A 13103-nucleotide genomic window follows, 5' to 3' on the forward strand; every position below is an offset into this window, starting at 1 on the left:
GCAGCGGTAGTTCAGTTGGTTAGAATACCGGCCTGTCACGCCGGGGGTCGCGGGTTCGAGCCCCGTCCGCTGCGCCATCTTAAGATGAGAAGCTTGGATTCCTGAGATCTAAGTTTTCCAGATACCAAGACAACATTTCTTGTTAGTCTTGCGTCATTAAAAACAACGCTGTTGTTTCTCTCAGGGCGCTTAGCTCAGTTGGTAGAGCGTCTGCCTTACAAGCAGAATGTCGGCGGTTCGATCCCGTCAGCGCCCACCATATCTTCTTGCCTCAATTCTGTTTTTTCCTTAGAATCTGATTCTATTATAATAATATTAAGATTTCACGACCATGAGAAATCCCTATCAGCGCAAGGCAGCGTCCAAATTTCAACATACGGTATACGACCCTCAACAACTTTATAAGCAATATATTGAAGCCATTGTTGCCAATGCTGGCATTTTTGCGCTTTATCAGGATGGCTGGGCTTTGTGTGCCACGCCTACCGGACAACGTGCATTTGCCAGCTGGCACAGTAAAAGTCTGGCGCGACTGCTCATTAAAGATAATTGGGTGAATTACGATATTCAGGAAATTAGCCTCAAGGATTTTGTAGAAAAAGTCATTCCTTTTTTACGCCAGGAAAGTACCATTGTGTCTCTTGATCTGACGCCAGAAGGGCAGAATATTCTGGTGGCACCAGAAAAACTATTACTTGATATTAAGAACTATCTGTATCAGATCTATATGCAAAAGCCGGAACTGTTTAAAAATCCGGACATGCCTTTGCCCAGACAGATTCGTTTAAATTAACTTTCCTGTTTTTCAATATTTTTTTTATTGAAATAATGAATATTCATTTAGCAGCCAGCCACTAATCAAAGCAAAATATTCACGGAGCCAGGAATTGTAGCGGATATTCTGGGGAGTGCTGGCACTCAGACTGATGACGTGTTGATAACCCTGATGTCTGGCAATGGCCCGCGCGCGAGGGCTATGAAAATCGCTGGTGACAATCGCAATGGGTTCATGTTGTCCTATATTCTGTTGTTTCAAGATCACTTGAGAATATTGCAGGTTCTGTTGGGTACTTCTGCTTTGATCTTCTAAACTGATCGGATTTTTGAGCCGCGGATAGGTCCTATGAATATAATTTTGCATGACTTCAGCTTCGCTCTGTCTTTCCCAGAGATTTCGTCCACCGGTCATGATCATCAAAATATTGGGATAGCGTTCTGCATACTTTGCTGCAGTGTCCAGACGATTTTTCAGAATGGGGGAAGGCTGACCCTGGTCAATGCCACTGCCTAATACCAGAATTGCTGTAGCCGGTTGTGTTGGAATATTGGAGTTGATCGACATCTGGATATAGGCGAAGAAGGCCGCGACACTGATGATCCAACAAAAAAAACCGCCCCAGAGACAGTTCCAGAACCATGTCCTGAACCGGGAATTCTGTTTCCAGCGCTGAATAGATGAAAAAAGCAGGGTGTACAGGATAAGTGCTCCACCAATCATGAGAAACAGGGGGATGGCAAAATGCCTCTGCCCCTGGTTCATTAACCAGATACTATATATGCAGAGAACCAAGCCAGAAATCAGGCTGAGACTTCGTTTCAGTTGCTTGAGCATCTACGTTTCCTTTTTCTTATCAATATTTTTATTATTACTTCTGTATCTTCAAATAAAAACCGGGCTCAATAGCCCGGTTTTTATTATATATCAGCTTATATTAATATACATCACGGCGATAACGGCCATCCAGACGTAATTGATCTAGCACGCTTTCACCGAGAATATCAGTCAGCGCCTGATCTACATCGCTGGCCATACCATTGATGCTACCACAGACATAGATTACTGCACCTTGAGCAATCCAGGCTTTCAGTTCTTCAGCCTGTTCACGCAGTTTATGGTGTACATAAACTTTTTGCTCCTGGTCACGAGAGAAGGCCAGATCGAGACGTTTCAGAGTTCCCATTTGCAGCCAGGCCTGAATGGTTTCTTTAAAGAAGAAATCATGTTCACGCTGACGTTCACCGAAGATCAGCCAGTTCTGGGTATAGTCCTGACGGTTACGTGCACTGAGCAGACTTAATAGTCCCGCAATACCGGTACCATTACCAATACAGATAATCGGACGGTTGTCATTAATCAGGTGGAAAGAGTCATTGCTGCGAATACGTAGTGCAACGGGTGCATTCAGCGCTGCATGTTGAGTCAACCAGCCGGAGCCCAATCCCAGATTGCCCTCGGCATCGGTTTTCTGACGCACTACCAGCCGCAAAACCTGCTGGCTTGGAATGCTGGCAATCGAGTATTCGCGCGTTGGCAAGGTCGGTAATTGAATGAGAAGCTGATCCAGAGAATCAAAAGGTTCAGCCTGAGTCAGATCACGATCCCAAAGCACCTGTTCAATGCTTTGTTGCAGAGATGGGACCTGTGTACCGGCAGCAATCTGGTATTTTTGCATAAATACACGAATACGTTCCGGGCTATTTCCTGGCTGGATCTCGGCAATATCACCTGCCTGCCAGACTGCTTCATGCTCGGGAACCAGTTCGATATTGAAGGCAGGGGCACCCAGACTACCCGCATTCAGCAGTTCACGTTTGCTCAAGATCCACTGATCAAAAGTCTTATCAATATTCATTGCTTGCAGTTCAAGTCGAGTCACCCGTGCAAGTGCAGTATTCCACTGCTGAATATGCTCATTATTGGCATTATCTACTTCAATGGTCTTGAAAAGCTGGTGCGCACCATTCTGGTGTAGCCACTGGTCAATTCGAAGACCAAAGCTGCAGTAGGTGTCCGGATATTCCCGAGAGCCCAAGGCCAATACCGCATAGCTTAAATGACTAAGATCAGCTTTTGCAGACAGGATTTTTTTCTCGAAAGAAGAGGCCAGGTCCGGTGCTTCACCCGTGCCATACGTACTGGCAACAAATAATACCTGTTCGGTTTTCTGTAACTCGTCTAGTGTGAGTTGCTGCACCGGCTTGACGGTTACAGGTTGCCGCGCCTCCTGCAGGGCAGTCGCTGTACGCCAGGCCAGCTGCTCGGAAACTCCTGTTTGTGTGGCATAAGCAATGAGCCACGGTTTGGCATTTGGATCTAAAGGCTGAATTATTGTAGCTTGACGTGCAGCCAAGGTTAATTTTTTCTGCTTGCGACGTTTCAGATAGAGCATCCAGCCGGTCACAAAGAACAAGGGCATCAACAAGGCTGCGACCATGACAAAGAACTGGTAGATCGGACCAAAGAAACTGCCTCGATGCACCGGTAACATGCTGCTCATGATTTTTTCATTGAGCTTTTTATCTTCGTACATTTCAACTTTGGTGAATTCAGCCGTCCGGTAATTATAAGTAGCATTGTTCCGGGCGCGTTCATGCTGTACTACAGGGTCGACAAAGCTCAGCTGCATTTCGCCATCCGGTTTTTTCGGCAGGTTAAATGTTACAGTCGAGTATTTGTGAGCAAATTGAGTATTAAAACCAGCCCAGCTCAGATCCAGTGCGCGAGAGATATTTTCTGGATTCATACCAGTTTCTTCACGTCCTTCACCACGTGAACCTCTTTCGCCACCCTGACGGCCTTCACCACGGTTATTGCCGGCATTGGCCTGCATTTCCGGTTGTGGGCGTTCCACACCCAGCACCTTAAACATACCGTTGCGCCACCAGTCATAAGACCAGTACAGGCCGGTACAGGCCAGAATCAGGTAGAAAATCACTACCCAGGTCCCCACAACCGCGTGCAGATCCCAGATAAAATTACGGCCTTTCAGTTGAGGTTTTATAAACAACCATTGCTTGATCGAATGACGTTTCGGCCAGCGCAGATAAAGGCCTGACAGTACGAAAAAGATCAGCATCAGGGTACAGGCGCCAGTAATCTGTTTACCCACCGGGCCCACTGTTAAATTACGGTGCAACTGCTGAACAAACTGGAAAAATTCCCGTCCCTTAATCTCTGGCAAGACTTCTGCGGTATATGGATTGACCATGATGTTCTGGCCACGCCGTGCACCTTCTTTAGCAACATTTACAGCACTTGAAGCACTTGGGTCTTGTGCCACGGTAATACTGTTGATCTTCATGTCAGGTGCAGTATGGTTAAAGTGCTGATATAGCTGGGCAGGCGTAAGTTTGTCACGTTGTTGAACCTGAACCGTATAACTGTCGCTATTCATCCATTTTAATATTTGTTGTTCATAGGAATAGATTGCGCCAGTGACCCCCATTATCGAGAGGATTAAACCTGCTGTAATCCCCAGAAACCAGTGGATTTGGAAAAATGTCTTTTTAATCATGGTGGTCAGATTAAGGGTAAGCGATAAAAATAATGCCAAAATTATAACTGAAATTTAAGCCTAAATTATAGATGTTGAAGATAATATTTATTCTCATTATCATTCAATATTGTGTGATTAAAAAAACCTCCATGCCGAGGCAGGAGGTTTTTTATGAAAGAATGAAGCAGTTAAATTTGTTTTGCCGGACCGACTTCTGCTTCAAGATGTTTGCGAATCGTGGCAAAAGAAAAGTTTTTGCTATCCAGACGTTTAGGCAGGATGTATGCACCTTGCTGGCCTTTAACCTTGAAATTGACCAACATAAATTCTGGTGTGTTGTACCATTCATAGATGTCTTTCCAGCTAATCGCGCCAACACCTTCTTGCATACCCATTTTCTGGCGCATCACGATACCGTGCGGCTGTACGCCCAGGCGAACGCCCTTGATTTCCTGAACCGGAAATTCATTCATCTTGCGTTTAACATACCATTCCAGACCAAAGGTACGGATCAGGTAATACAACACCACACAGACAATCGCTACCCAGCAGAACACGGTAGAGTAGTTCTTCAGAAGCAGAATGCCCAGAATAGAAAGTGCAACAACAGCACCCATAATCAGCCATGCTTTCATGCCAATTTTATTGGTACTACGCCAGATCACCAGCTGAGCATGACGTTGCTCGGCTTCTGAAATTTCATAGTTCACAGGCTGGAGGGTATAAGCGTATAAATTTTTCGCGGTCATAGGGAAACTAGCAGATTTTAAACTGTAAAAAGTTTAGCATTAATTGTACCAATTCAGTGAGTATATTGTTCCAAAATCAGCCAAATTATAATGAACCCAATTCTGTTGCCTGTTCATCCCACTCATGACTTAAACTTTGTTTGAGCTGGCTTAACTGATTTAAAATGCTAAACATTAAAGACAGTTGCTGCAAAATGATCAGGGATTTCTGATCTTGCTCCCGTTCATGAGACAGACGCTGCCGAATATTCACAATCATATTCTGTGTACTCGAATCGGGCATTTCATCTTGCAGCAATGCATCACGAATATTATCCAGTGCGTGGTCCAGTAGATTCAGGATGTCCTGATCTTCAATTTTTCCCCGATGCGCTCCCAGTGCAGCAATATAACTGATAAAAGTATGGTTCAGACACAGGAACTCAAAGGCCAGTGATTTTTGTACCGGATCAATATCGGGCTCTGTGGCCAGTGTTGAAATCAGTGAAGCCACCTCGGCATCGGTATTGTGGGCAGCACGGCGGACAATCCGATATTGCAGACCATTATTACGTCCCGATTTATACTGCTCGATGACTTCATTCAAATAATTGACTTCTGCCTGCAAGCTGCGTTTGATACTGCGCGGTAAACGTCGGAACTTCCAGTCCGGAAAAATAAAGCTGACACCGAACCATGCAATCGCACAGCCAATTAAGGTATCAATCATCCGTGGAATGGCCGCAGCAAAGCCCATGCCATCCAGATTGAAGTTGATCAGCGCTAAAATTGTGATAAAGGCAGTGGCTTGTGCATACTGTTTACTACGCAATTCAAAGAACAGAATTCCGCTCAGTACCAGAAGTAATAACTGTCCTTCGATGGAGGGCACAAAATACAGAATGGCATAACCGAGAATAATCCCGACCAAAGTACCGATAATGCGCAGACGTAAACGGCGTTTGGTGGCGTTAAAGTTTGGCTGGCTGACAAAAAGGGCGGTCAATAAAATCCAGTAGCCATATTCAATATTACTGACCTGTACGAAGATATAGCTGATCAGCAGCACAATTGACAGGCGGATGGCATGCCGGAACAGCACTGATTCTGGGGTCAGATGCTGTTTAATTCGAACTTTGATGTCATCCCAGCCTTTCAGGTCATCATCTTTGAGCTGGTTTTCAATATGTTTGAAGCGTTCAGACTTGATACTTTGTTCGGTTTCCAGGTTGCGTAGCTGGGCATCAATCGATTTAAGGTTCTGAAACAGCGAAAATAGGGCGTTGATCCAGACCTGGTCATAATGCTGATCCTGACGTAATTTATCTAGCGACAGTCTCAGGTTATCAAATGCATGCTTAAAACGCTGGTTATGTACATAAGGTTTGCGCTGCAGCAAACTTTCACTCAGATCCTTACAGGCCTTGCCCTGGATTGACATGATACGCTGGAAGCGGAACAGGATATCGCTATGCTGGAAAATCTTGGCCAGTTTTTGATAGTCAATATGTGCCGAATCGGCACGTTCGTGAATATCCTGCGCAACAAAATAATACTGCAAACTGCGACGGGTATCTTTTTGCCCACGGTCACCTTTCAGACGGGTCAGAAGGGCGGTTTTCATTTCGTTAAAAATGGTAATCAGCTTGCCATTTTCCATCGACAGTTCAATCATGCTCTGCTGATAGCTTTTAGGGGTCATATCCACATCAAAAAGATTGGATTTGGCATATAAAAAGTCACCGAGCGCAGAATAGGAGATGGCAAGCTTGTCTTGCGCCAGTCGGGTAGGGAAGACCAGGAAACTCAGCGTTGACAGCAAGCCATACCACATCGCGCCAATCACCAGCAGGCCAGCCTGCTTATACCATTCATCAAACAGCTCCACCCCGAGCATCGAGTAAACGGAAATGACCAGACAACCATAGGAAATCGTGGCATAGCGCCTGCCAAGAGAACCTAGCAGAATCAGTGCAATACAGGACACAATCAATGCCAAGGCAAACAGGACTGGATGTGGATAAAGCAGATATACCCCAACCGCCGTAATAAAGAAGCCAATATAGGTGTAGAGCAGATTTAAAATCCGCACAGAAAAGCGGTCATCAATATCGCTTAAACCGGCTGCAACCACCCCTAAAGTCAGTGGAATGGTCAATAATTGTTGTCCCATAAAATAGGGGACAAAGGCAGTACCTGCAAATGCCGTCATCATGCGCAGGTTATACATTAAGGTCGTGTTATAGGTAGTTTGCTTGAGACGAGTGAGCCAAGATTTCAAAGGTCGTCCTTTATGCTGCAGTTTTACAGCTGAATCTGAATATACTAATGAAAATAGTAGATTTATAAATCTTCATTTCAGGCTAAATCATACTATGCACTGTGTTAATTTGTCTGCATATTAGCGCTTTAAATCTTCATGCTTATGACATCGAATAAAATAGTACAACAACCTTATGCCATGTCCTGGATTGTGTTGCTGGCAGCACTGAGTGCGCTCGGGCCTTTATCCATTGATATGTATCTTTCTGCCTTGCCGGCCATGGCTGCAGATTTTGGTGTCAGTACTCAAATGGTTTCCAATAGCCTGCCGGCCTATTTCTTTGGTCTGGCTGTCGGACAGCTGATTTATGGACCGATCAGTGACCGGATTGGACGTAAACCGCCACTGTATTTTGGGCTGTGCTTATACATTGGGGCAAGTTTGCTGTGTGTCTTTGTGCAGGATGAATGGAGTCTGATCACTGCCCGGATTTTACAAGCTCTCGGTGGCTGTGTTGGCGTGGTCATGGCACGTGCTGCAATTCGTGATCGTCTGGATATGCACTCAGCAGCTCAGGCCTTTGCCAGCATGATGATTGTGACTGCGATTGCACCAATTATTGCCCCGAGTCTGGGGGCCTGGATACTAAAATTTTATGAATGGAACACGATATTTCTGGTATTGATGGGCTGTGGTTTGCTGAGTCTGGCTTGTGTGCACTTTCTTTTTAAAGAAACCTTGGAACCAGAACGCCGTCTCAAGCTGAATTTTCAACAGGTATTAAGCCTATACCGTAGCATTTTTCAGGATCCCAGCTTTCGGCGCCCGCTTTATGCCGGCTGTTTTTCCGGTGCGGTGATGTTCTGTTATATCAGTGCTTCTTCGGCCATTTTGATGGATCGTTATCAGCTCACCGAGCAGCAGTTTGCCTATGCTTTTGGTGCAAATGCGGTCGGCATCATGCTGTTTTCGACATTGAATAAGCGGCTGGCCGGACGTTTCTCGATATTGCAGCGTCTGAAAATCGGCACCTGTCTGCAGTTTGCCGGTGTGTCAGCTTTAATCCTGCTGGGCTGTCTGGACGTAAACTCTGTGCTCTGGGTACTGCCAGGCATGTTTGTCATAGTGGCAGCCATCGGTTTTACTGGTCCGAATGCCATGGCTCTGGCAATGGCTGAACAGGGCGAGCGGGCAGGAACTGCCAGTGCCATTATGGGAAGTATGCAATTTGTCTGTGGATTACTGGCCGGCGTATTACTGAATTTTATGCTCTGGCAGGCTTTACTGAATATGGCATTGATCATGCTGGTTTTTGTCTGTATTTCTGCTTGGACAATTTTTAAAATAAAAATGCCCAGCCTAAAAAATGCATAGATGCTGGATGTTCTCTCAGGCAATAAAAATACTGGTCTGGACAGAGGGCTAAGTCAATTGACTTAGCCCTGCCTGCCTCACTCTTCGATAAACACGGCAAATTCCTCTACGGGAACGCGCGGGGTAATAAAGCTGTTAACAATCTGCTCTGGATCGGCATAGCCCAGTGCCATACCGCAGACCAGCTCTTCATCGGCTGGAGCACCCACCAGATCAAGTACGATCGGGTGAAAATGATTCCAGGCAGCCTGCGGGCAAGTGTCCAGACCGCGGGCTTTTGCGGCCAGCATGACATTCTGCATCATCATTGAAACATCCATTTTGGAACCAATCGCCAAAGAACGATGGACAGTAAAGAACAGGCCGACAGGCGCATCAAATAGTTCAAAATTACGTAACTGCTGACGTGCCATTTTTTCCTTTTCACCTTTTTGAATGTTAAGCAAGCCATATAAACCCCAGCCATTTTCACGACGACGTTCAATAAATGGCGAGATCCATTGTTCAGGATAATAGGCAAAAGTTTCCTGATACTGCTGTGACAATTCCGGATTTGCATAGATTTGCATTTGTGCCTGACAGACACGTTGCACGATTTCATCGCGCTTTTTGCCAGTTACCACATACACTTTCCAGGGTTGGGTATTGGTTCCTGAAGGGGCACGGCTGGCAACGGCCAAAATCTCTTTTAAGGTGTCGGTATTCACGGGTGTATTTAAAAAAGCACGTACTGAATGACGAGAGGTAATGGTGTGATCTACCGCATGAACAAAATTTTGATCCATTGTAAAGTCCAGTCAAATATCCTTATTGAGTTGGCAATGACTATAAACTAAACAAACAGAAGGGGGGATAGGAAAATTTCATTGTTTACCGGCTGATAAAAATGATTTATCCAAAAAATAGCCAAAGAGCACTTATTTGGCCTTCCAAAATACGAGTTTAGTCCTCTAAATGATCAGAATAAAGATCGTTATGAAAATTGTCTTTAAGTGAAAAAAATAGCTTAAATCCCAAGTGTTTGAACAATTTAACAATAACAATTTCACACAGAGAACACATTTATTTTGCCTGAAAATCGAGTTAATTTAATTTCAGGATTCCGGTGTTATTCTGTTTTGAGTAAGAGACTAATATTTTTTTTGAATTAAAAGATAGTTTAATCTTCATATAAAAAATGAGAACTTATAATTATTTTTTATAGTTTTATTAACTATTGCTAATAAAAAACAATATAACGTTATACAAAGAAACAGCATAATGTACGACTTTTCATCTTAATTCATGCTTTGCATGATCAAGATCTGTTTGAAATAACGCTATTCCAGATGGCTTGAATGAAGCCTTTAGGTTGAAAGCACTCATCAATCAGTGAATGTTTTTTGAGCTTAAAACACAGTTTTTTTATTAGCATGTACGTCTGTTTGAAGATTGCCTGCAATTTTCCAAAAGACTGAGTATCGGAATAGAAATGGTGTTGCTTTTATAAATCTCTCATTTGTTGAATATGATCGTGACGATGATATTCATAAGTTTGAAAGAGATGATAAACGTTTTGTTTTCTAAAGGTCATAGATTAAATCCGGATGTAACGGATGCATATCTAATGAGAGAGCTAGACATATAGTCAACTCTACGACTTTTAGAATAATAAAAAATTCAGAATCATCTTGGGCAAAAAATTATGGATTTTACTTTTAACGCATTTTATACCCTGATTGCCGCAGTGATTGTTTTATTACTTGGGCGGTTCCTGGTTAATAAAATCGATTTTTTAAAGCGCTACAACATTCCTGAGCCGGTTGCAGGCGGTTTGGTTGCTGCGATCATCTCATTACTGGTGCATTCACTGTGGGGATACAGCATCACCACCAGTTCAGAGCTACAAACCAGTTTTATGTTGATCTTCTTTGCCTCGATCGGTCTGAGTGCCAACTTTTCCAAGTTGCGTGAAGGCGGTGTCGGTCTGGTAATTTTCTTGTTTGCTATATCGATTTTTATTGTTTTGCAAAATGCAGTCGGTATGAGTCTGGCAACACTGCTTGGTATTGACCCACTGATTGGCCTGATTGCAGGCTCAGTTACCTTAACCGGCGGTCATGGTACTGCGGGTGCATGGGGGGAGATTTTTGAAGTTGAACATGGCATTCAGGGTGCTTTGGCACTGGGTATGGCCAGTGCGACTTTCGGTCTGATCATCGGCGGGATCATTGGTGGACCTTTGGCCAAGTTGCTGATCAACCGTTATAACCTGGCTACTGCACGTACCGATCAGCAGATCGAAAAGCGTGACAACACCCCAATGGATAGCATTTCAGAGGAATACGTACAATTTGAATATCCACATCGTCTGCGTCTGATTACTGCCGATAATGCTATTACCACATTGGGCCTGTTTGCAGGCTGTTTGGCTTTTGCAGAGTTTATGACAGGTTTCAGTAAAGGTACTGCTTTTGAACTGCCAACATTTGTCTGGGCATTGGGCGGCGGTGTACTCCTGCGTAATGTACTGGAAGGCATTTTCAAGGTTCAGATTTTTGATCGCGCGATTGATGTGTTTGGTAATGCGTCATTGTCACTGTATTTGGCGATGGCATTATTGTCGTTAAAGTTATGGCAATTGGCTGACCTTGCAGGACCACTCATGGTGATTCTGGGTGCGCAAACCATCACCATGGCTTTGTATGCAGCTTTCGTCACTTTCCGTATCATGGGCAAAAACTATGATGCTGCGGTACTTGCAGCGGGTCATTGTGGTTTTGGTATGGGTGCAACGCCAACAGCGGTTGCCAATATGCAGGCAATTACCAATATGTACGGTGCATCGCATAAAGCCTTCCTGATCGTGCCATTATGTGGCGCATTCTTTGTTGATTTGATCAATGCCACTGTTATTCAGATGATTTTGAAGTTTTTTGCATGATTTTTATGCTTGATACGATGAGTCATAGGCTCATAAGGACGTGACATGAATGATCAGTTAAATGAAACCTTGCTGGGCTGGATTAATGCCCTGAATGGCCCTTTATGGGACTTTTTGGTTGTGTTTCTGGTCGCAGTCGGTATTTTCTATACTGTAGCGACAGGTGCAGTTCAAATTCGCTTGTTCTGGCACAGTATGAAAGTGATGAAGGGCAGCCGTGGCAAGGTCAGAGATGCGCATGGTATTACGCCATTCCAGGCCTTTGTTACTGGTCTTGCTAGCCGGGTCGGGGTAGGTAATGTCGCGGGTGTTGCAATTGCAATTGCGATTGGCGGGCCGGGTGCCGTGTTCTGGATGTGGTTTACTGCCTTTCTGGGCATGAGCTCTGCTTTAGTTGAATCCTCACTGGCACAGCTGTTTAAAGTCAGGGATAGTAAGACCCAGCAATTCCGTGGTGGGCCTGCCTATTATATTACCCAAGGTTTGAAGCAGAAATGGCTGGGGATTGTCTTTGCGATCGCACTGATCACCACTTATGGCTTTGTATTCAATGCCGTTCAGGCCAATGCGATTATTGGGGCAACCTCTCATGCCTGGGGCTGGAATCAGGCCAATGTCATTTTACCATTGGGCGGATTTGATTTTGAAATTTCCTGGATTGGATTGGTTCTGGTCGTAATGACAGCCCTGATCATTTTTGGTGGAATCAAACGGATTGCTAAAGTCGCTGAACGCTTTGTACCGCTCATGGCGGTACTCTATCTGGCAGTGGCCCTGTATATTGCAGTAATCAATTACGATATCTTGCCATCGATTTTCCAGCTTATTTTCACTAAAGCCTTTGAGTTTGAAGCTGCTGCTGGCGGTTTCTTTGGTGCTATGGTATCTATGGCGATGATGATGGGCATTAAGCGTGGTCTGTTCTCTAACGAAGCCGGTATGGGTTCAGCACCGAATGCTGCTGCGGCATCTGATGCCAAGCATCCAGTGAATCAGGGTCTGATCCAAATGCTGGGTGTATTTGTTGATACCTTTGTGGTCTGCACATGTACCGCCATTATTATTCTGGTTTCAGGTGTATATGAAAATGCAGGCTTTGAAGGGGTGACTTTGACCCAGATGGCACTTGAAAGCCAGATTGGTGCCTGGGGTGATGATTTCCTGGCACTAATTCTGTTCCTGTTTGCCTATTCTTCGATTATTGGTAACTATGCTTATGCCGAAGGCAACGTTCAGTTCATCAATAACAATAGTTGGGTCATGTTGATTTTCCGCTTATTTGTATTGGTGATGGTGTATTTCGGTTCGATCGCGAGTGTGCCATTGATCTGGAATATGGCAGATCTGTTTATGGGCGTGATGGCAAGTATCAACCTGATCTCAATCCTGTTGCTGATGCCATTCCTGTTGATGCTTCTCAAAGACTATACCGGTCAGCTGAAGCGTGGTGTGAAGGAACCTGAATTTAAACTGGATAACCATCCTAAATTTAAAGACAAGGTTAAATCAGATATCTGGTAAGACTTGAAGCAAAAAGC

The 13103-nt window shown here is 44.5% G+C and carries 9 protein-coding genes and 2 tRNA genes; 6 read left to right on the plus strand and 5 right to left on the minus strand.

From position 1 onward, the window contains the following. The 3 genes from VXQ92_RS12375 (at position 1) to VXQ92_RS12385 (ending at position 793) form a co-directional block, all read left to right on the plus strand. A tRNA-Asp gene (locus VXQ92_RS12375) sits at positions 1–77 on the plus strand. A 106-nt stretch (positions 78–183) separates the two neighbouring features. Further along, positions 184–259, plus strand: a tRNA-Val gene (locus tag VXQ92_RS12380). Between the two features lie 72 nt (positions 260–331). Further along, positions 332–793: a DUF2750 domain-containing protein gene (locus tag VXQ92_RS12385; protein WP_064096403.1), complete on the plus strand. Its 462-nt coding sequence runs from the start codon at positions 332–334 to the stop codon at positions 791–793. A 24-nt stretch (positions 794–817) separates the two neighbouring features. Here VXQ92_RS12385 and VXQ92_RS12390 read toward each other — a convergent pair whose 3' ends face one another. The 4 genes from VXQ92_RS12390 to yccS form a co-directional block, all read right to left on the minus strand. Further along, positions 818–1612 carry a YdcF family protein gene (locus VXQ92_RS12390; RefSeq protein ID WP_064096402.1) on the minus strand — a complete coding sequence of 265 codons (795 nt, stop codon included), beginning with the start codon at positions 1610–1612 and terminating at the stop codon, positions 818–820. Between the two features lie 100 nt (positions 1613–1712). Then, on the minus strand, positions 1713–4295 hold the full coding sequence (locus tag VXQ92_RS12395) for a PepSY domain-containing protein (RefSeq protein ID WP_416681930.1): 2583 nt from the start codon (positions 4293–4295) through the stop codon (positions 1713–1715). Between the two features lie 170 nt (positions 4296–4465). Further along, on the minus strand, positions 4466–5026 hold the full coding sequence (locus tag VXQ92_RS12400; RefSeq protein ID WP_064096401.1) for a YcxB family protein: 561 nt from the start codon (positions 5024–5026) through the stop codon (positions 4466–4468). A gap of 85 nt (positions 5027–5111) precedes the next feature. Continuing rightward, positions 5112–7286 carry a YccS family putative transporter gene (yccS, locus tag VXQ92_RS12405; RefSeq protein ID WP_416681932.1) on the minus strand — a complete coding sequence of 725 codons (2175 nt, stop codon included), beginning with the start codon at positions 7284–7286 and terminating at the stop codon, positions 5112–5114. A 138-nt stretch (positions 7287–7424) separates the two neighbouring features. Between yccS and VXQ92_RS12410 the strand changes: the two genes are divergently transcribed. Continuing rightward, entirely contained in the window at positions 7425–8642 is a 1218-nt protein-coding gene (locus tag VXQ92_RS12410; RefSeq protein WP_416681933.1) for a multidrug effflux MFS transporter, read from the plus strand. Between the two features lie 77 nt (positions 8643–8719). Here the strand turns inward: VXQ92_RS12410 and VXQ92_RS12415 are convergent, their stop codons facing one another. Beyond that, positions 8720–9427 (minus strand): nitroreductase, encoded by a 708-nt coding sequence (locus VXQ92_RS12415; RefSeq protein WP_416681934.1) that lies wholly within the window; start codon positions 9425–9427, stop codon positions 8720–8722. An 899-nt stretch (positions 9428–10326) separates the two neighbouring features. On the opposite strand from VXQ92_RS12415, the gene gltS reads away from it, so the two are divergent. Both gltS and VXQ92_RS12425 read left to right on the plus strand, forming a co-directional pair. Next, complete coding sequence (gltS, locus tag VXQ92_RS12420; RefSeq protein WP_416681935.1) at positions 10327–11565, plus strand: sodium/glutamate symporter; 1239 nt, start codon at positions 10327–10329, stop codon at positions 11563–11565. A gap of 45 nt (positions 11566–11610) precedes the next feature. After that, positions 11611–13086 (plus strand): alanine/glycine:cation symporter family protein, encoded by a 1476-nt coding sequence (locus VXQ92_RS12425; protein ID WP_191730547.1) that lies wholly within the window; start codon positions 11611–11613, stop codon positions 13084–13086. The last annotated feature ends 17 nt before the right edge of the window (positions 13087–13103 follow it).

This window comes from Acinetobacter sp. 228, assembly GCF_048147885.1.